This window comes from Peribacillus simplex, from assembly GCF_030123325.1.
Taxonomy (GTDB): domain Bacteria; phylum Bacillota; class Bacilli; order Bacillales; family DSM-1321; genus Peribacillus; species Peribacillus simplex_D.
Window position 1 is genome coordinate 3,056,824 of sequence record NZ_CP126106.1, and the last position, 21,243, is coordinate 3,078,066.

General features: G+C 39.1%; 21 protein-coding genes and 1 riboswitch. All 21 genes read right to left on the reverse strand.

The genetic code is table 11. From position 1 onward, the window contains the following. Positions 1-4: 4 nt before the first annotated feature. On the reverse strand, positions 5-409 hold the full coding sequence (locus QNH43_RS14395; RefSeq protein ID WP_076369485.1) for a cytosolic protein: 405 nt from the start codon (positions 407-409) through the stop codon (positions 5-7). Positions 410-472: 63 nt separating this feature from the next. After that, positions 473-1,228, reverse strand: coding sequence for an exodeoxyribonuclease III (locus QNH43_RS14400; protein ID WP_283914645.1), 756 nt, complete (start codon positions 1,226-1,228; stop codon positions 473-475). Positions 1,229-1,303: 75 nt separating this feature from the next. Next, entirely contained in the window at positions 1,304-2,809 is a 1,506-nt protein-coding gene (cls, locus tag QNH43_RS14405) for a cardiolipin synthase (protein ID WP_283914646.1), read from the reverse strand. 127 nt (positions 2,810-2,936) lie between these two features. Further along, on the reverse strand, positions 2,937-4,373 hold the full coding sequence (gene glgA, locus QNH43_RS14410) for a glycogen synthase GlgA (protein ID WP_283914647.1): 1,437 nt from the start codon (positions 4,371-4,373) through the stop codon (positions 2,937-2,939). Between the two features lie 16 nt (positions 4,374-4,389). Next, positions 4,390-5,496: a glucose-1-phosphate adenylyltransferase subunit GlgD gene (gene glgD / locus QNH43_RS14415; RefSeq protein WP_076369493.1), complete on the reverse strand. Its 1,107-nt coding sequence runs from the start codon at positions 5,494-5,496 to the stop codon at positions 4,390-4,392. A 21-nt stretch (positions 5,497-5,517) separates the two neighbouring features. Next, positions 5,518-6,684, reverse strand: a complete 1,167-nt coding sequence (locus QNH43_RS14420; protein WP_283914648.1) for a glucose-1-phosphate adenylyltransferase — start codon at positions 6,682-6,684, stop codon at positions 5,518-5,520. Then, on the reverse strand, positions 6,684-8,624 hold the full coding sequence (glgB, locus tag QNH43_RS14425; protein WP_283914649.1) for a 1,4-alpha-glucan branching protein GlgB: 1,941 nt from the start codon (positions 8,622-8,624) through the stop codon (positions 6,684-6,686). Before glgB ends, QNH43_RS14420 begins: the two co-directional genes overlap by 1 nt. A 246-nt stretch (positions 8,625-8,870) precedes the next feature. Continuing rightward, on the reverse strand, positions 8,871-9,884 hold the full coding sequence (locus tag QNH43_RS14430) for a glycoside hydrolase family 15 protein (RefSeq protein WP_283914650.1): 1,014 nt from the start codon (positions 9,882-9,884) through the stop codon (positions 8,871-8,873). Positions 9,885-10,214: 330 nt separating this feature from the next. Beyond that, complete coding sequence (locus tag QNH43_RS14435; protein WP_283914651.1) at positions 10,215-10,541, reverse strand: AzlD domain-containing protein; 327 nt, start codon at positions 10,539-10,541, stop codon at positions 10,215-10,217. After that, the gene (locus QNH43_RS14440; protein WP_283914652.1) at positions 10,532-11,272 is read right to left on the reverse strand and encodes an AzlC family ABC transporter permease; all 741 of its coding nucleotides are present in this window, start codon (positions 11,270-11,272) and stop codon (positions 10,532-10,534) included. Before QNH43_RS14440 ends, QNH43_RS14435 begins: the two co-directional genes overlap by 10 nt. Before the next feature lie 21 nt (positions 11,273-11,293). Beyond that, positions 11,294-11,812 carry a mismatch-specific DNA-glycosylase gene (locus QNH43_RS14445; RefSeq protein ID WP_283914653.1) on the reverse strand — a complete coding sequence of 173 codons (519 nt, stop codon included), beginning with the start codon at positions 11,810-11,812 and terminating at the stop codon, positions 11,294-11,296. Between the two features lie 1,109 nt (positions 11,813-12,921). Next, the gene (locus QNH43_RS14450; protein WP_283914654.1) at positions 12,922-13,821 is read right to left on the reverse strand and encodes a sulfite exporter TauE/SafE family protein; all 900 of its coding nucleotides are present in this window, start codon (positions 13,819-13,821) and stop codon (positions 12,922-12,924) included. A 155-nt stretch (positions 13,822-13,976) separates the two neighbouring features. Continuing rightward, positions 13,977-14,609 (reverse strand): NAD(P)-binding protein, encoded by a 633-nt coding sequence (locus tag QNH43_RS14455; RefSeq protein ID WP_283914655.1) that lies wholly within the window; start codon positions 14,607-14,609, stop codon positions 13,977-13,979. Then, positions 14,590-15,351, reverse strand: a complete 762-nt coding sequence (locus QNH43_RS14460; RefSeq protein ID WP_283914656.1) for a sirohydrochlorin chelatase — start codon at positions 15,349-15,351, stop codon at positions 14,590-14,592. Before QNH43_RS14460 ends, QNH43_RS14455 begins: the two co-directional genes overlap by 20 nt. Continuing rightward, positions 15,351-16,127 (reverse strand): uroporphyrinogen-III C-methyltransferase, encoded by a 777-nt coding sequence (gene cobA, locus QNH43_RS14465; protein ID WP_063233667.1) that lies wholly within the window; start codon positions 16,125-16,127, stop codon positions 15,351-15,353. The genes QNH43_RS14460 and cobA overlap by 1 nt, the downstream gene beginning before the upstream one ends. Before the next feature lie 19 nt (positions 16,128-16,146). Further along, positions 16,147-16,362, reverse strand: a complete 216-nt coding sequence (locus QNH43_RS14470) for a DUF3906 family protein (protein ID WP_076369513.1) — start codon at positions 16,360-16,362, stop codon at positions 16,147-16,149. Between the two features lie 20 nt (positions 16,363-16,382). Then, positions 16,383-18,008, reverse strand: a complete 1,626-nt coding sequence (locus QNH43_RS14475; RefSeq protein ID WP_283914657.1) for a nitrite/sulfite reductase — start codon at positions 18,006-18,008, stop codon at positions 16,383-16,385. 16 nt (positions 18,009-18,024) lie between these two features. Beyond that, positions 18,025-18,624 carry an adenylyl-sulfate kinase gene (gene cysC, locus QNH43_RS14480; RefSeq protein WP_283914658.1) on the reverse strand — a complete coding sequence of 200 codons (600 nt, stop codon included), beginning with the start codon at positions 18,622-18,624 and terminating at the stop codon, positions 18,025-18,027. Positions 18,625-18,667: 43 nt separating this feature from the next. Then, positions 18,668-19,816, reverse strand: coding sequence for a sulfate adenylyltransferase (gene sat / locus QNH43_RS14485; protein ID WP_283914659.1), 1,149 nt, complete (start codon positions 19,814-19,816; stop codon positions 18,668-18,670). A gap of 29 nt (positions 19,817-19,845) precedes the next feature. Then, a complete protein-coding gene (locus QNH43_RS14490; RefSeq protein ID WP_283914660.1) occupies positions 19,846-20,562 on the reverse strand; it encodes a phosphoadenylyl-sulfate reductase in 717 nt (238 codons plus the stop codon). Positions 20,563-20,727: 165 nt separating this feature from the next. Further along, on the reverse strand, positions 20,728-20,871 hold the full coding sequence (locus QNH43_RS14495; RefSeq protein ID WP_072273036.1) for a YezD family protein: 144 nt from the start codon (positions 20,869-20,871) through the stop codon (positions 20,728-20,730). A 169-nt stretch (positions 20,872-21,040) separates the two neighbouring features. Further along, positions 21,041-21,149: riboswitch (SAM riboswitch) on the reverse strand. Positions 21,150-21,243 lie beyond the last annotated feature (94 nt).

The window sequence follows — 21,243 nt, forward strand, 5'->3', positions numbered from 1 at the left end:
TCCATTATGGCTTTACGGATTTTCCTTCTTCTACAATATGAAACATCAAATGGGCAAGATGGTGGATAGGTCCATACTCTTCATTGTCATCATCTTCTTCATCCTCCACTTCCGCTTCATCCATTCCTTGTAAATAAAGTGCCATGAACTCATAAAAATCATTTTTCGTAAAGGAGTAACAATCACTTGGATCCTGATTATCTTCTTCATACTGTAAAACTAGATGAGATAAATCTCCTTCATCATCTTCAGCATCAAAAAAAACGAAATACCCAATATTTGTATCCAGTTCAAATAATCTGCGAAAGCCGCGTGATGTTGATTTTTCAAACTCAGCCGACGTCAATTTTTGCACTTGCATGCTGTCTACATTATCTTCCTGATGAAAGCCCACGATAAATGTGTTCATAATCTAACCTCCTGTTGAATATGGATAACCATTAGTATCCCCACTTAACAGAATTTATTCGATTTAGAGGTTTGTTTCCAAGACAACCGGACAATGATCGCTTCCCATGACATCGCAGTGAATGTTAGCCTCTATTAAAGAATCCGCCATACGTTTTGAAACAATGAAATAATCGATTCTCCACCCGATATTCCGCTCTCTCACTTTAGCCATATATGACCACCAACTATAGGCATCTTCGCGGTCCGGATAAAAATGGCGAAAAGTATCGATAAACCCTGCATCAAGTAGTTCAGTCATCTTTCCACGCTCTTCATTAGTGAAACCGGAATTCCCAATATTGGTTTTTGGGTTTTTTAAATCGATTTCAGAATGTGCGACATTAAGGTCCCCACAGTAGACAACCGGCTTCACCAAGTCTAGTTCCTTAAGATAATTTATCATCTCATCTTCCCATTCGAGACGGTAATTCAGCCTGGATAAATCCCTTTTTGCATTGGGGGTATATACATTCACCATATAAAATTTCTCGAATTCCAGTGTTATGATCCTGCCTTCCGGCTCCTCGTCCAGCTCCCCTACACCATATTTCACGGAAAGCGGTTTTTCCTTCGTGAAAATGGCTGTACCGGAATATCCTTTTTTCAATGCATAATTCCAATATTGATGGTAACCTTCCAACTCAAGTGAAATCTGCCCTTCTTGTAGCTTAGTTTCTTGAAGGCAAAAAATATCTGCATCCACATCTTTAAAGTAATCTAAAAATCCTTTTTTTACACAAGCCCTTATTCCATTCACATTCCAGGAAACCAATTTCATATTTTCTTTAATTCTCCTTATGGCCAATTAATTTCTTTACATTTCAACTATACTATTTATCTGCTTTTTTTCCCATTAGAGTACATTCGAAAATAATCTGGCAAATGATTCTTTTGAACGTTCCATCAAACCACGCTTGTTATACCCGATAGAATCTAGTTTGTCACTATCCATCATATCCTCTTTGTAATGAATGATGAGATCTTCAATGGAACGGCTGTCCATAAGAAAGACATTGACTTCAAAATTCAGATGAAAACTTCTCATATCCATATTTGCCGTTCCTATGGAAGCCATATCACCATCAACGATAATCAGTTTCTGATGTAGAAAACCCTTTTTATACAAGTATACCTCTACACCGAATTGTAGCAGCTCCCCGAAATAAGAGCGACTGCCATATTGGGTTAAAAACCCATCATTTACTGCCGGAACCATAAGCCTAACTTGTATCCCCTTAATTGCGGCATGTTTAATGGCTGCTCTAATCGCTTGATTGGGTACGAAGTATGGACTTGCAATCCAGATTGATTCAGTCGCGTTTGTGATAAGTGAATAGTAAAAATCACTCATGATTCCCTGCTGTGTATCAGGTCCGCTTGCTACCACCTGAACAGCTCCATCTCCTTGTTCCACTTTATTCTTGAATTCTGGACGTTCTTGCAATACATCTTCCCCACTGACATATTCCCAATCCAAAAGGAAAACAGTATGAAGCATAAATACCGCTTCACCTTTAAGTACCATATGTGTATCTCTCCAAAAACCAATGTTTTTATTTCGGCCTAAATATTCCTCTCCTACGTTTAAACCTCCAACAAAGCCAACTTCCCCATCTATGATGATGATTTTCCGGTGATTCCTAAAATTAAACTTTTGATTGAAAAATCCGTGTTTCAAAGGGGAAAATGGATATGCTTTTATCCCGGCATGTTTCATCCGTTTAACTTCATTATTTGAAAGGCTTAAACTTCCGGCCGCATCAAAAATGAATAAAACTTCCACACCATTTTTTGCTTTTTCAATAAGGATATCTATAATTTCAGTGCCAAGCCTGTCGGAACGAAAAATATAATATTCAATATGAATGAATTTCTCAGCTTTTTTTAACTGTTTTATGATTTCTGAGAACGTTTCGTTACCATTTTTCAATACTTCCGTATGCGATGATGTACTAATGATGGTCTCAGAAGCATTTTTGGCAAAAGCTGCGAATGATTGCTGATGATTATTCAAGAACGATAAATCTGGAGATGAGACCTGTGTGACAAGACTCTTCCATTCTTCACGATCTTTTTTCCTTTTACTTCGAAATAAATACCCCTTTAAATAGAGCTGACCTGAGAATAGATAAAATACATATCCAAATACCGGGAAAAACAAAAGCACATACATCCATAAAAGGGTCTCATGGGCAAATCTATTTTCAAGCATAAGTGAAAATATGGTAATAAACATGACCAAAATATATAATCCAATAAAAAATAGCTTCACGTCGAAGCCAACTTGAGTGAACAGGATTATATAGACTGAAGCAATTAAAATAAATAAAAATACAAATTCCATTCTTCTTCTTTTCATCTTTTCATTCTCCTACACAGCAATATTATATATATATCTATACATATACCCATATTTGATGGTAAAAGAAACAAAACACTTACGAAAATAATATTCGCAAGTGCTTTGTGTATTACCTATCCAATTATCACTTCATTACAGGAATCAAACTTTCATACAGCTTAATATACTTTAAGGAAGATGATGTCCAACTGAAGTCTAACTTCATTGCACTTTCTGCCATTTTCCGCCATCTTTTCGGCTGGAATTTGTACAGACCAACAGATTGCTCAATTGTATGAAGCATATCGTGTGCATTATAATTCATAAAACTGAAGCCATTGCCTTCACCAGTAAATTGATTATACGGTATCACCGTATCCCGAAGTCCGCCAGTTTCCCTCACCAAAGGCAGAGTCCCATAACGCAACGCCAAAAGCTGGCCGATACCACATGGTTCGAATTGTGATGGCATCAGGAATAAATCAGAACCTGCATATATCCGCCTTGCTAAACCCTCATCAAAATATGTATTGACTGAAACCTGATTTGGATATTGGTCAGCTAAATGGCGAAATGCCGATTCATATTGCTCATCACCCGTACCTAAAAGAATGAATTGAACTCCCTGGTTCATCATTTCATGAAAAACATGGAGAATAAGATCAATTCCTTTTTGATCAACAAGCCTGGTTACCATGGATAGAACCGGGACCCGATCATTTACAGGAAGATCCAGCGATTCCTGTAAATGACGTTTATTCTCCATCTTACCCTCATAGGAATCGAATGGAACAGCAAGATGTTCATCTGCAGCCGGATTATATTCCTCATAATCAATTCCGTTGATAATCCCTTTAAGGTCACCATTTCTCTTGCGTAAAAACCCATCCAAATTTTCCCCGAAATAAGGACTTTGAATTTCTTCCGCATAACTTGGGCTTACAGTTGTGACAATGTTAGAAAAAGCTAGGCCGGCTTTCAAATAACTTACATTTCCATGAAATTCAAGACCATCGATATTAAAATATAACTCACTCAAATCGAGTAATTCAGCTAAAACAGCTTTAGGATAAACTCCTTGATAGCGTAAATTATGTATAGTAAATATCGTTTTAATATCCTTATAGAATGGATGGTTACTATAATGAGCTTTCAGCAAAACGCTGACAAGGCCCGTTTGCCAATCATGACAGTGTATGACATCCGGCTTTTCTTCTAGATAGGGTAAAGCCTCTAAAATTGCACGGGAAAAGAAGGCGAACCTTTCGCCATCGTCAAAGAATCCATAACTACCGTGTCTTTTGAAATAATATTCATTATCCAGAAAATAATATGTAATTCCATTAGCAACAAGTTTTTCGATGCCACAGAATTGCTGGCGCCAACCAACAGGAACTTCAATACTCGTCATATGTTCCAATTCCTGTTTGAATTGGTTAGGAAGATCCCCATATTTAGGAAGGATGACACTTACATGGACTCCTTGTTTTTTCAGCGCTTTCGGGAGCGCGCCTATAACGTCTCCGAGCCCTCCCGTTTTTATAAAAGGGGCGCATTCTGAAGCAGCAAATACAACATTCATTGCCGCACCTCCTCTATTAAATTACTTCCGCTTTTTTTATTACAGTAGGCTGTTTTAAACCAATAACTGATTTTTCACTAGTAATTCTCACTTCTTTATCAGTTATGACATTTTCAACGATGGCCCCTTCTTCAATCACGCCTTTTTGCATGATGATGCTATTTTTTATAATCGCACCTTTTTTCACCTTTACCCCACGGAATAGTATACTGTTTTCGACAGTCCCTTCAATATCACAACCATTGGCTATCAATGAATTGGTAACCTTCGAAGAACTTGAATATTTGGTTGGTGCCTCATGTTTGATTTTTGTATAAACATCCCAAGTATCCCCGAAGAAAGAACGGATTACCGAAGGGTTCAGGAAATTCATATTACTGGAATGAAAGCTTTCAATGGAATGGATGAATGGCATATCTCCAGTAAAATTATACCCTTTGACTGTAAAACGATGGAGATTTGCCTTTACAGCGTCTTTCAAAAAGTCATATTCCCCACTGGCAACACAGCTTTTGATCAAGTTCACCAATAGCGTTTTACTTATGATGAAGGTTTCTAGACAAACATGGTCACCAGGTCTAGGGATTGTATAAAAGCTAATGTCAGTAATGTCTTCATCCGAATCTACCGAGCAAGTGTGATAGATTGGTTTTTCAATCATTTCCCCCACATAATCCTTATATACGACCGTGATATCCGCTTTTTGCTTTTTGTGATAATCAAGCACTTCATTAAAATCCAATTTGCATACATGGCTTCCAGGGGAAATGATGACAGTATCTGCCTCTGCACGTTCGAAAAATTTAAGATGATCATAAAATTGTTTCATATCTCCCGTTACCGTTTCATCCGGATGGATAGGGGGCAAGATGTATAAGCCTCCTGAACGCCGAGCCAAGTTCCATTCTTTACCTGAGCCAAGATGATCCATAACAGAAAGATACTTTTCTTTTGGAAAAACGGCTACTTTTGATACGTCTGCATTAATGAGATTCGACATCGTAAAGTCAATCAAACGGTAGCGTCCACCAAATGGCACAGATGCTACATTTCGGTGAGCAGTCAGATCTTTTAAATGTTGTCTTTCATTGATTAAGTTAATAATACCCAACACATTTTCCATAGCATCTTCCCCTTTTTCTAGTTAAGAGTGAGTGATCTTTTTTTTGTTTGGATTGATAATGGTCTGATTTTCACCAATTAAGGTAATATCGGATGTAATCGATGAATTGCCAACTATGGCACCATCTTCTATAACACAATTGCTTGCTATGATGCTTCTTTCTATATGGACGTTTTCTCCAATCGTGACATTCGGCATGATGACTGAATCTTTTATGGTTGACCCATAGCCCACCTGTACATTATAGGATAAAACCGAATGTTCAATTTTCCCATGTATCATGCAGCCTTCATTGATAAGCGACTGACTGACCTCGGCATCCGGCGATATATATTGCGGCGGATGATTTGCATTGCGGGCAAAAATTTTCCATTGCTGATCATCCAACTGGAAATTTGGCGTATCCTCCAATAAGTCCATATGTGCCTGCCAAAGGCTTTCGACCGTTCCGACATCTTTCCAATAATCATTAAAACGATAGGCATATAGCTTTTTTCGGTCTTCAAGCATCTTTGGAATGATGTTGCTGCCGAAATCATTGGAAGAATTTTCATCCTTTTCATCATTTATTAAATACCGTCTTAGGGTTTTCCACTTGAAAAGATAGACTCCCATTGAAGCAAGATTACTCTTTGGATACTTTGGTTTTTCATCAAATTGAGTGATTTTATCATCATCATTGGTATTCATGATCCCGAAACGACTTGCTTCCTGCCACGGCACTTGAATGACGGCTATGGTTGCCTCTGCATTTTTTTCGATGTGATAATCCAGCATCTTACTGTAATCCATCTTATAAATATGGTCACCAGAGAGAATCAGTACATGTTCCGGATCATAGTTATCAATGTATTGGATATTTTGATAAACAGCGTTTGCCGTCCCTTTATACCATTCACCGCCTTCTTTCCCTTGGTAAGGGGGAAGTACGGAAACTCCGCCTACATCTAGATCTAGGTCCCATGCTTTGCCATTACCAACATAATCATTTAGAATCAATGGCTGGTATTGGGTCAGTACCCCAACCGTATCAATACCAGAATGAGTGCAGTTACTTAATGGAAAATCGATGATTCTATATTTACCGCCAAAGGGTACAGCTGGTTTTGCCAAACCGATTGTCAATTCACCTAACCTTGAACCCTGGCCTCCTGCCAATAACATTGCTATCCATTTTTTCGCTCCCATTATTCGTTCACTCTCCCCCGTCTTTTTTTTGTTTGCTTCATAAAAATAGAAATGCCTAATGGAGGTACTGTTATTTCAATGCTGAATGGTTGATTATGATATGGTTCCTTTTTGACATTAATGGGTTTTTCATTGATCTGACCCGATCCTCCGAAAGCAGCTGAATCACTGCTGAAGACCTCTATATATTTACCTTGGGATGGTACGCCTATTTGATATTGAGCATGTGCCTGCGCAGAAAAATTACAGACAACAATGCAATAATCGCCTTTGCGTTTACCTTTTCTCATAAAGGTAATGATACTCTGTTTACTATTGTTCGGATCTATCCACTCAAATCCCTCCTGGACATGATCCAGTCTCCAAAGGGAGGATGATTGCCTATAAAAATCCTGAAGGGTACGGAAGTAATAGGCAAGCTTTTCATGGGATTCATATTCCAAAAGAAGCCAATCCAATTGATCCTCATCTTTCCATTCTATGAACTGGCCAAATTCACCGCCCATAAATAGAAGCTTCTTTCCTGGATGTGTCATGAAATACCCAAATAGTAACCGTAAATTAGCGAATTTCTGCCAATAATCACCTGGCATCTTATTCAATAAAGACTTCTTTCCATGAACTACTTCATCATGTGAAAAGGGCAAGACGAAATTTTCTGAAAAAGCATAGAAAAATGAAAATGTTAAGAGACTATGATGATTTGGCCTTTCCCCCGTTTCAAGTTTCATATAACGAAGGATATCGTTAGTCCATCCCATATTCCATTTGTAATTAAAGCCCAGGCCGCCTATATCGGTAGGAGATGTTACAAGTGGCCGGTCTGTTGCTTCTTCAGCCATCATTAATGCATTGGGATATTTCTTGAAAACCACTTCGTTAAGTTTTTGCAAAAATTGTATGGCTTCCAGGTTTTCCTCACCGCCAAACTGGTTTTTCAGCTTGACCGGCAATGGATTATCATGATTTAGGTAAACCATTGATGATACCGCATCGACTCGGATTCCATCAATATGGTATACATCCATCCAAAACATTACATTTGATATAAGGAAACTGATTACTTCCGGTTTGGTAAAATCAAAGTTGTATGTCCCCCATAACGGGCGATCTGCCCTAGTATAATCAATTGGTTCATAGAGAGGCGTACCATCGAAACGGGAAAGTCCATGCGCGTCTTTACAAAAATGGGCGGGAACCCAGTCAAGAATTACACCTATGCCCTTTTGGTGGCAAAGGTTAATTAAATATTTAAAATCTTCCGGCGAGCCGTAACGACTGGTTACAGAATAATAGCCCGTGACCTGGTATCCCCACGATTTATCAAATGGGTGTTCCATTATGGCCATGATTTCAATATGTGTAAAACTATTATCAATCACATAATCAACCAATCTATCAGCCAATTCACGGTACGAATAAAATTCGCCATCTTCTTTCTGTTTCCATGTACCGGGGTGCACTTCATAAATGGACATGGGTTTATGATAAATATTTTCCTTTTTCCTATCGGCTATCCACTTCGAATCTTGCCATTCAAAATTATCCAGACTTTTAATGACCGAGGCTGTATTGGGTCTGACTTCCGAATAAAAGGCATATGGATCGGCTTTTAGGATTCGTTTATTTCCAGGTGTATGTATTTCGTATTTATAGAGTTCCCCTTCATGTAGTCCTGGTACGAATAACACCCAGATACCTGATCGCTCGATCCGTTTCATCGCATGATCTTTTCCGTTCCAATTATTAAAATTACCGACTACTGAAACTTGCTTGGCATGGGGGGCCCAAACGGCGAAGCGTACTCCTTCTTTACCTAATGATGTTACAATGTGTGCCCCAAGCATTTTATAGCTTTCATAAAGGGTGCCTTCATGAAACAAATACAAATCGAAATCGCTTGGATAAATCTCTTGTAGCTGGTCTATAATTGTACTCAATAAAACCCCTCCATCAGTATTAACTCGATAGTATTTTACCTATCCTTCCCCAGTTATTATATATATTCGATGAAAATGATATTAATCCTTCAAATGGAGGTGAAGTTATTGTTATAAATAGCCGTTTTTTTGTAAATTAAAACATTTTTTTGAGGAAAATAGACATTTATTGTAAAAATATTATTATACCAATAAAAACTCTCCCCATTTTTTGGAAAGAGCTTTAAGGTATCGTGTATAAATGCTTCATGTTATTTGTTCAGTTCGAATCACGGAAGTCTTCGTCAAAAATAAATAGGATAATGAGACTGACCATGCCAAAGGAGTATTCTTGTTTGGAATATTACTGCCTCCTATATATAATTCGGGTACTTCCCAATTTTCCGGTATGATCATTTTCGTTTTTTCCAGATATTCCTTAACTTTGTTCATCATTCCAAGTTCAAGGTAGCATAATCCTAACCACGGAAGCCCGAAACACCATTCCGCTTCTTGACCGTCATTATAATAAAGGTCCTTTTCATATCTTATACAACCATTTGTTCTTTCTAGGCGCTCTGTGACATTCTTCAATATTTTAAGTGCTATTTCGCGGTCTACCAGCCGATAAGGATAAATTAAGGACAAAAGGGCTAAATCCGTCTCTTTTGAATAACTTTCCCTTGGAAGCAAGAAACGAAGAGTTTCTTCCCCCTTTTTAATCAGTTCTTCCTTGACATTGACCAGCATTTTGACTGAATTCAAACCAGCAACACATGCACCTATGCTTGAAGCGTGGATTTCTATATTTTCTTCCCACATCCCGTTATCTTCCGACTGCCAATATTGCAGGCATTCCAAGTAATTGACCAACTTTTGAACAATTTGTAAATCACGTTGATTTCTCATCACCTTTTTACCATGCCTATATCCTTCACCGACACCCCATAAAAAGGCACCTATCGCATCATTTTGGGCATGGCCCCACTCATCGGGCAGTTCTTTAAGCTCAGTGGAATACCTTGCATGGATATGTTCATATAGAAACTGGGGTTTCTGTTCCGTATGAATATCTATCTTCCACTCATAGGATTGAAATAAGTCGAATAAAGCATGATATGCTTTCTCGTAACGATTGGATGGATCATTTATAAAAGGCAATACTGTATAAACGACATCCCTTATCCATACATAATTATAATCATCGGAAACGCTTGCAGTATATGCGCCATTAGGAAGCCGCATGCGATCAAGAACCTCTAGTGCACCATTTACATTCATTAATTGAGCACCTCCATAGTAATTTGCTTATTCCCATTGTTGACAGACTCCCATTTTCTAAACGTTTGTTGTTTCATTTTCAATTAGAAGCGCTTTCAATTCAGCTAACCAAAACAATTTTTCAGAAGTACATTCACCTTAGTTTATGTACTCACTGCCCTTTTTGATAATCAAGCTTCCAATGTTCTTTAAAAAGCGTCATTTGCCTAACCGAAATGAACGATCTCAAAAAGCTGCCGGTTGGGAAATATGTTCTTTGGGAAATAAAAACCCAGTAATGGCAATCCATTACTGGTTATATCGGCCTAGCATTTAAATGTTTAGTACTTATTAAAAGAAAAATCGTAATATCATCAAGGAAAGCACGCCAATCAAAACCGTACCCAATAGACTTTTCGTAAAAATGGCAACCAGGAAAGCTGGTAAAGCTGCGGTCAAATTCAACGCATTATCTTTAATTGAAAAGACCTGTTCCGATAATAGAAGTTCTTGAGCCAACAACGCCGCCATTACAGCCACTGGCACATGCTTTAGCCAATCGATGCCCCACTTTGGAATCTCCATTTTACTAAGCAATACTAAAGGAACGACTCTAGGTATGAAAGTTACAATCGAAATTCCTACAATGACAGCAAGGATATATCCGCTTATTTCCACCTGCCAATCACCATCCCTATCGTTGAAGCTACAACAGTTGCCACTATGACCCCAGTACTGCCAGGAAAGTAGAAACTTGCTGCAACAACGATTAATATGCTGCTAAAAGCGACTGCAAGATCTATAAAAAAGTCCTTTTTACTTAATATTTGCAAAACTAAAAGGCCGATAAACATCGCTGGCAGGGCGAAGTCCATTCCATATTTTTCGGGATCTGGAATCCATTGGCCAAAGAAACCGCCAGCCATATTTGCAATGAACCAATTTAAATAGGCTGCAAGATTCAGACCAAGCATCCATTTATAATCAAGTTGTTTCCTCTTCTGTGCCATCGTGACGGCCACTCCAAACGTTTCATCAGTTAATAAGGATCCGGTTATCAGGTTTTGTTTCAAACTTTGCTGCCTGAAATATGGAGCCAATGCAGCACTAAGTAATAGATGGCGACTGTTAACAAAAAAAATCGTAAAAATTATGGCCGATACTGGATGACTTGCAGCTATCATCCCCGCAGCTATGAATTGACCAGACCCTGCATAGAGTAAAAGCGACATTAGTGCCACTTCAATCATACTTAATCCTGACGTTTTTTCGACGACCCCTGCAGCAAAACCGATACTTAGGTATCCCAATAATGTAGGAATGCAATCTTTTACTCCTTGCCAAAAGCCTTCCCCATCATTGACCTCGGAAAATCCATCACTTTTCCATTCAGCACTATCCTGACTCATATAATTCCACCCTTGTTTTAATCAATTGCTTTTCAGCTTGCCAAGCAGAATTGGCAACTCACTATATATTTTGATGATCTCTTCCATCGGCATTCTAACTAAACCGCTTGAGGAAGGGGCAACGAATTCAATGGTCTCACTCAATGAAGGTTCTTCTTGCAGCCCCCAAGAGATTTTTCGTAATTGACGATATTCCTGATAGACACCCTTGCCTACAAAACAGACGAGTTTAGGTTTATACTTTGCAATTTTCCTTTTTAATTGCTTCCTTCCTTTTATGTACTCTTCTTTAGTGATTTCGTCCGCACCTTTTGTAGGCCTTGAAACGATATTGGTAAAACCATAACCTAGTTCCAGTAAAGACGAGTCTTCGGTTGGTTCATATTTCCTTGGCGTCAACCCGGACTCGAAGAGGATTTTCCAAAAGCGATTGTTTGGATTCGCATAATGATGGCCAGTCTGGCCTGAACGAATGCTTGGATTGAAACCTACGAACAAAATATCCAAATCTTCCTTTAAATGATCAGAGATGCCTTCCATATTAAAACTCCTTTTAAAATTTGCTATTTAATCATTGTACAAAACTGAAAAATATTTAACTACCTTTTCCGCCATTTTCATAACTTATATCCAAAAACTAAAAACGTTTTGAAAAGAATGAACGATGTTAGCTAAATAGGTGAAAACATGACAAATTGAATATTAAGGCTCTTTTCGTAAAGAATGTCGTTTTTAAAACAAAACGATTTAAGGTTGATTGGAGCGCAAGTGCGAGACTCCTGCGGGAGCAGCGGGACAGGTGAGACCCCACAGGCGTTTACGCCGAGGAGGATCACCGCCCGCCCCGCGGAACGCGAGCATCTGGAGGGGAAATCAACCACACCGCTTTACTTGGTAAATAGCAACAAAGTATGCGAAAACAGCCAAAATTAAAAACCCACCGCTCCTAAAAAATCCCGTTCATGGCTCTTCACGGGAAACACTTCCAAAAATAAAGTTATATAAGGTTTTTAACAGTTTACAAATGCCGCGGTTCCAGTTAGTGAACCGGTAAAAAACATATACAGCCAATTTTCCCAAAGAATATTTCAGTAAATGCAATGGAATTGATAACCGTTCTCTCCCATTCCCCTTCAGTGAAATTATGAAGAAAAATGAATATCCTCTGAATGCCAAAATCTATACTGCATCAGGACAACCAACCCTGCATAAAGCAAACGCCTGAATGCTTTTAATCAAAGCTTGAAATTCGATAGAAAAAAATATAACAAACATTATATTAAATGAAAGTACAATTTAATCATTTGAACTAAAAGCAGGACATAAATTAATGGTTCTGCTGCTATTCTAAAATCAGGAAATCTTTCACGATGGCTGACTTTATTAAAGGGGATACTATTGATTCTTTTGTTAGGAGAATAGATTGGGGGCTTAAGTCTCTCGATAATTAAGACAGGTAGAAAAATGGGGCCAGAACATAAATGAATCTATTACATGGGATCAAGAACCTTTATTAAAACAGCAACAGCTTTAAACGGGGAATCCAATTTGGCAAATGACTTTACTCGTAGGCATTTATGTACCTACGAGTTATTATGTTACGTTTCAGAATATGCTTTTGTGTATTCGCTTCTTTCAAACTCGGGGAATCAGGAAACATTCTGCCGTTGTTCGATATGATCATGTTTTCTTGCATTGGACATCTTATTGATGGTAAGAAGTATTCCAGAAAGCCATATAATCACGATGCCTGTATAGATATATATATGGGCTTCAATCGGAATCCATGTAGCTAATAATGTTCTTACATTGATTAAGATAATGAAACCACCCACTAAAACACCCATTAATTGAGCAGGTAGCATCCTGACGAGCCAGGCTGCAATCGGTGCGGCAACCACTCCACCCATTATCAACGCTACGACCCAAAGCCAATTGACAGCTTCCCATCCAAGCGAAATGATAAAACCAAGACTTCCGAAGAAAGCAATTGCAAATTCACTCGTATCCACAGTCCCTACGGCTTTTCTCGCCGTCATGCCTTTTTTTGACAATAAAACGGGCGTTGCAATCGGCCCCCATCCGCCTCCGCCCGTTGCATCACAAAAGCCTGCAAAAAGGCCTAGCGGAATGGATTGTTTTGCGGTCAATGGCTTTACGATTTCATTTTCCTTCGATGGTTTAAAAATAAATAAAAAGCGGAATAAAACGTATACACCAAGGCCAAATAAAAATATGGCAATATACGGTTTTGCTAATTCGGCAGGCAGGTTGCTCAGGAAACATGCACCTACAAATGCACCAACAGAACCTGGAATGATCAAACGATAGACCATATTTCTATCCACGTTCCCAAACTTTATATGCGAAGCTCCTGATACTGCTGTGGTCACTACTTCCGATAAATGAACGGATGCGGATGCTACTGCAGGGGCAATCCCGAATGTCAACAATAAGGAAGTGGAACTCACTCCATACCCCATTCCAAGCGAACCATCGATTAATTGGGCTAAAAACCCGATAAAGGCTAAAACGATTAACTTTTTCATGACATTCCCCTTTTTTTACTAAAATAGAACCTAACTAACATCGACCCTACGGTACCAGTTTGCCTGTATAAATCATTTAGATTTCCGTTTAGACACAAAGAGGCACCTAACCAAAATGAAATGACATGTTGGTTAGGTGCCTTCAGTTTTTCTGATCAGCCCAATGATATATTTTCTTCAGCCTCTACTGGTAAAAGCCTAGCTAAAAACCGATATCTTTCTTTTAGGGAATATTTATAAACATCCTCTATTGAATCTTTTAATAACTTGGATTTTTCCTCTTTTGTAAATGAACCATTCTTAATTATCATCCTTGCTTCAAAAAGAAATTCAAGATATTCTTCATATGATTCATCATATACTTTACCTAAGTCATTCCGAATTTTTTTTGCGAGCGTTGGACTTGCTCCATTGGTAGAAACGCTTATGGAAAGCATACCTCTCTTCAATGTCGCCGGTATATGAAAATTACCCAGCTCATGATCACTGATTACGTTCACCAACTGACTTTGGGATGCATTCTCGTAAACTCGTTCATTAACTTCAGTAGAGTTTGTTGCAACAATGATTAAAAACGCATCTTTATAGTCTGTTTCTTCCACTTCTTTAAGTAAGACTCGAATCTTACCTTCTTTCTCCAACATTTGAAAACCTTTGCATATCTCGGGGCTTACGACTGTCACTTCAGCACCAGCTTCCAATAATGGACCCGCTTTAAAGAAACCTATTTTACCACCGCCGATGATGACACACTTTCTTTTCTCAATGTTAAGCGTAATTGGATACATAAGCTCCCTCCCCACTCACTTCATGAATTCGTTCCGATATGGCTTTTTCAATCTTTAGATGATAACCTAGGTATCGGCAAAGTATAAATTTCTGCTTCCCCTTTTTTTGGATCATTTTTATACTATTTTCGATGGACTGCATTAAGAGACCGGTAAACAATAGGTAAGGAATGATAAATACTTGGTTCGATCGAGATTCCTGTGCAAATTCCAATGCTTCTCCAAAGCTTGGTGTAGCAGCTGTCAAATAACACTCTTGCACACAGATTTTTGGAAACCTATGTCTTAGCAAATCGGCCAATCGAGACAAATCCCTTTTCACGTCGGGATCACTGCTTCCCCTTCCAACCAATAAAACCAAGGAATCCTCCGTAACCTTTACATTTGTTTCCTCTAACCGTTCCACTAAAATGTCAACCATTTTATCACTGACACCAATCGGCCTTCCGTATTTCAAGTCCACCGCAGGGTATCGCTCTTTCATTTTGTTCAATATGACTGGAATATCATGTTTTGCATGTACAGCTGTTAGCAATAGAACTGGAATGGCAATGATTCTCGTCGCACCCTTTTGTACGCATCGTTCGTAGGCTTCTTCAATCGTTGGAGTTTCCAATTCCAAGAAGCAATACTCTTGAATGGAATTGGGCTGTGCTTGCATACAAACTTTAATAAAATCAATGGCTTGGGCTGAAGCTTCTTTAACACGGCTGCCATGGCAAATATATAAAATGGCTTCCATTAAAAGGCCTCATTCGCCAACAAATTTTCGGTTTGTTTTCCTTCAAACCATTTGATTTTTTCTCGTAAATTAACGACATCACCCACGACTATCATGCAAGGATTCGAAATTTGTTCATTATTGGCGGTTTCCACTACATTAGCCAACGTACTGACAGCTGTTTTTTGCGTTTTTAATGTCCCCCAATGAATAAGGGCTACCGGAGTCTCAGGACTTTTTCCATGCTCCAATAGTTTTCCTTGAATATATGGCAGGTTTTTAACGCCCATATAGATGGCTAATGTATCGATTCCTTTTGCAAGGGATTCCCACTTGATATTATCCTCTTCATCCTTTTTCCGATGACCGGTAACAATTGCAAATGATGAAGCGTGGTCCCTATGTGTAACTGGAATTCCCGCATAAGCTGTAGCGGCGATTCCAGCTGTAATTCCTGGAACGATTTCAAAGCTCACACCACTTTTGGCAAGGGCTTCCGCTTCCTCCCCGCCTCTCCCAAAGACGAATGGATCGCCGCCTTTCAAACGGGTTACTATTTTTCCCTTTTTTGCATATTTGACCAGGAACCGATTGATGGTATCCTGCTGCAATAAATGATAATCCGGCAGTTTACCGCAATTAATCAGCTCTACACCGTCTTTTGCATGATTCAAAAGTTCTTTATTGACAAGTCGATCATATAAAATGACATCAGCTTCTTGAATGCATTTTAATCCTTTTAATGTAATTAAATCTGGATCTCCGGGACCGGCTCCTACTAGATATACTTTCCCCATTTATGCAACCTGCCTTCCCTTAGAGAATCGTTTCGAATTCCGATAAAACGAAACCTGCTCCATTTTTAATTTTCTTTTTTTCATATAATGAGATGTCATCCACTTCAGGCATTTTCAAAAAATGTTTTTCCAGCTCGATATCAACAAGTTCAAACGCCTTTTCATCTGAATCGGCAACAATGATGACATGGATTGGTTTTTCCTTGATAGTGACTTCGAAACGGTATAGATTCATGGATTGCTTACCTTCCCCTATTAAACGGCAACTTCCGTTAATATATCATCAAGCTTACTTTGTAACTTGGATATCCCTACCCTTTCCACAAAATCAAGAAAGGTTTCTGATAGAAGTTTTGTTTCTTTGAAAAATAGGATCAGTTCTTTCAGAACATGATAGAGCTGTTCAGCTTCCACTTTTCCTTTAAGTTTTTCATTGAACTTACCACCTTCATTCAGCGTTCCACCGACGTATATCTCAAAAGCTTCAACCATCTTTTTGTCCTGGTTTTTCATTTTTATGCCTTGAAGCCCTATTTCAGCGATGGCTCTTTGACCGCAATTGTTCGGACAACCGACCATATGCATCCTTACAGGTACATCGAGATCTATTTCCTTGTCCAGTGATTCAGAAATGGTCCTCATTCGGTTTTTTGTTTCAACAAGCGCCAGGTTGCAATACTCGATACCCGTACAAGAAACGGAATAACCAATGAATTTCTTTGGTTGATATGGAAATCTTTCAAAGATGGATTCCTGCTTTAATTCCTCAAGTTTTGCATCCGGCACATTGGGAATGATTAGATTTTGGGAATTACAGTTGCGGATTTCACCATTTCCATATTTTTTCGCAAGTTCGGCAAACTCGATCACTTCGTCTGGATTTAGTCGACCAACTGGTATATTGACTCCAACATAGTTCAGACCATCTTGCTTTTGTTTATGGATGCCATAGAAATAACCTGCATTCCATCCCTTCACCGCGCTTTCTCCCTTTTCAGGAAGCGGACCGGTGTATTCCAGCAATTTTTCCTTGAATTGTTCAGGACCCCAGTCAGCAACAAGGAATTTCAAACGCGAGCGATGACGCTTTTCACGGTACCCAAAGTCACGGAATATCGTCGTGATGGCGGCCGCTACTTCCACTGTTTTTTCAGGTAAAATGAATAAATCAAGTTCTTCTGCCAGCATCGGAACGGAGGAAAGCCCCCCGCCCACTTTCACGTGAAAACCAACTTCCGTTACCCCATCGATTTCTTTAGTGGCTGGATTGAATGAAACACAGTTGATTTCAGCATTTGAAGCATTATGGATATTAGCACTGATGGACATTTTATATTTCCTCGGAAGGTTCGAATAGTCTTCGTTAAGGCGGAAATACTCAAATACATCATAAAGGACCTCGCGTGTATCAAAAAGTTCATCGGGATCGATGCCTGCCAATGCATTCCCGATGATATTACGTGTGATATCACCACAAGCACCAGCCGTAGTCATTCCAACCTTTTCCAATCGATTTAAGATATCCGGGACTTGTTCGATAGTCAGCCAGTGGAATTGAATGGCTTGACGGGTTGTAATATCATATACATCCCTTCCGTAATCTTTAGCGATGTTAGCTAGAGTTATCTGTTGATCATACGTCAGGATACCTCCGGGAATAACGACACGCATCATCCAGTAACCAGCTTCTTTTGGCCGTTGCAGGTATAGACCTGCCCACTTGAACATATCCCAATTCTCTTTAGGGATGGAATCAAAACCATTTGCAGCGTAATTTGGAATATCATCGAATATCTTCAATCCGTCTTTTTCCAATTTCCAGATTTCCGTTTTATTTTTAGCGATTAGTGGATTTTCCGACCAAAATTTCTCGTAAACCATTACATTTCCTCCTTGATTAGATCGCTTTCTTTGCTGACAAATAGCCGATTACCTGTTCAACGCACTCTTCAATGCTGTATTGGTCGGATTCTAAAATGATTTCCGGTTGTTCTGGTTCTTCGTATGGAGAGTCGATTCCGGTAAAATCTTTAATGATTCCTTTACGCGCCTTGTCATATAGACCTTTTGGATCACGCACTTCACACTCTTCGATCGGACACTTTATGTATACTTCAATAAACTCCCCTTCTTCGAGTAAATCACGTACAATCTGCCGATCTGCCCTGAATGGAGATATAAAGGCAGTCAATACGAACTGCCCACTATCCACGAATAACTTGGAAACCTCACCGATCCGCCTAATATTCTCGGTTCGGTCCTCTTCAGAAAAACCTAAATCTTTATTTAAGCCGTGGCGAATATTATCACCATCCAAAACATAACTTCGAATATTCCGATTATATAATTCTTTTGCGACCGCGTTCGCAATCGTTGATTTTCCGGAACCCGAGAGTCCTGTAAACCATAGAACTGTGCTTTCATGCCCGTTTTGCTTCCGGCGGAGCTCCTTGGTCAATGACGTTTCATGCCAAGTGACATTCGTACTTTTACTCATATAATAATCCCCCTCTTCATGTGATCCTTCAATTTATGTCCAATCAGTTATAAACTTCATTCTTTTTTAGCCCTTCGATCAACACCTCGATGACCTCTTTACGGCTAAAGGTAGCTGGAGGAACTTCTCCATTGCGCAACATTTCCCTTACTTTCGTTCCAGACAGGATGACATGATCTTCCTTGCCGTGCGGACAAGTTTTAGCGGAAGCCATATTACCGCATGCTTTACAGTAAAAACTATGTTCAAAGAATAATAATGTGATCCCTAACTCATCGGCGTTAAAATTCCCAAAGATTTTTTGGGCATCATATGTGCCATAATAATCGCCGACACCCGCATGATCACGTCCGACGATAAAATGGGTGCAACCATAATTTTTACGGACCATTGCATGGAAAATGGCTTCCCTAGGTCCTGCATAACGCATGGCAGCAGGGAAAACTGCAAGGGAGACGCGATTCTTGGGATAATATTTCTCAAGCAGCACTTTATAACTTTCCATTCTTACATCTGCAGGAATGTCATCGGATTTAGTGGCACCAACAAGAGGATTTAAGAATAAGCCGTCGACAATCTCCAATGCTGTCTTTTGAATGTATTCATGTGCACGATGAACAGGGTTCCTCGTTTGGAAACCGACAACCGTTTCCCATCCTTTTTCAGCAAAAGCTTTTCTTGTCTCGACAGGGTCCAGATAATTAGCTTGAAATTGCGGACGCTCTATTCTCTTAATCAACTTTATTTCCCCGCCGACATATACATCACCGCGGTTATATACATTTTTCACTCCGGGATGCTTCTCATCATCCGTTTGATATACTAATGTCGCTTCCAATTGCTTATCAGGAGTGTAAATATCGGAAACGGAGATCACTCCGTATGTTTCACCTTCATGAGTCAATTTTACTTCTTCACCTATAGTAAGGGTTTCTGCAGTTTCTTCGGTCAAAGGCAGTGTAATCGGGATGCTCCATACATGCCCGCTGCTAAGCCTCATATCCTTGACCACTGCCTCATAGTCACTTTTCGTAAAGAATCCTTTTATCGGGCTGTAGGCACCAGTGCCTATCAATTCAAGATCACTTAAAGCAATTTCATCGATTTCGATTGACTTTGTTATTTTACTAAAATCATATTTTGGTTCCCAAAGATCGATTAATGTTCCTCCGTGCGGTAAACTGATTGTCATGCTAATTTCCCCCTATGGTTTCTATTTATTTAAGATAAATGCAATCCGCATTCCGTTTTTTGGGCTCCTTGCCAACGGCCTGAGCGTAAATCATCTGCATTGAATGCAGGCGCTGTACACGTTTTACATCCAATGCTCGGATATCCATTATCATGCAGGATATTATATGGAAGTCCGTTTTTGTGGGCGTAGCGCCAAACATCTTTCCATGTCCAATGTATGAGTGGACATATTTTAACTGACTTGAACTTATTATCCTTATTGATATACTCGGTTAAAGCCCTTGTTTCTGATTGCTCCCTCCGCAGTCCCGAAAGCCAGGCTGTTGCCGTTGAAAGCACATCGGTAAGCGGAATGATTTTACGGATGTTACAGCACTTATTGGAATCACTAAGCCATAATTCATCCCCATATTCCTCCGCTTGTTCCTCAAGCGTCAAAGCAGGTTTCTTCATTTCGATCAAAAGCTTTGGATAGCGCTTTTTCACTTGCTCGATCAATTGGTAAGTCTCCTCAAAATGAACATCTGTATCAAGGAAAACAATTTTTGCCGAAGGGTTGACCTTCGCCAATAAATCCGTAAGCACGATGCCTTCAATACCAAAACTGCAAGCATAAATCAGTTTGTTTCCATAATGTTCATTCGCCCATTGCAGAACTTCCAAAGCACCTTTTGTGTCACTGTCTTCAGGAAATACAGGGAATTCCCCTGAATTGAAATTTTCATAGTTTATTAATCCAGCCAACTTTGTAGCCCCCTCTAAAAACTTGCTGTACCAGGTTGTAACTGTTGATCAATACCCGTTTTAATCTCCCCAGCTCATTTGATTCTAGGAAAAAGAGACGAGCCTAACCAATACTCTCTTTATATCAGTTAAACCCGCCTCTAGTTTTTCTAGTCAGCAGATACCTTATTTAATTCTTAATTTTTCATTTCTTTCCATTTGAATGATTTTACCATCCTGGACAATAAGTGTAATGGATCCATATTTCATTGAATTAAGCATTTCTTGAAGTCGTTCAAATATTTCTTCAAGCTGATTCTCTTTATCCAAACCAGTTCCTCCTTTAAGAAAATCCGCGAATATTTTATTTTCAACGCTGATTAAATGAATTTCTTAGTTTTATAAATTCCATACAACCTAACATTGTTATGGTTTGCCTGCAATTTTTCCAAAAACAAAAATCTTTCCATGATGGAAAGATCCCAAGGTAAATATCATTACCTTATCTTCCAAAATGATCAACATTTTGTTGGAGGTAGCACCTTGCATCCATCATGCAGGTTGCTGGACTTCAAAGGGCCAATTCCCTCCGTCGCTCTGGATAAGTTTTATTATTTTAAATATTAACATATATTTAATCCTTGTCAATGGAGTTTTCTTATAAAATAACTTGGTTTAATATTATGGATGAACTGTTATTTT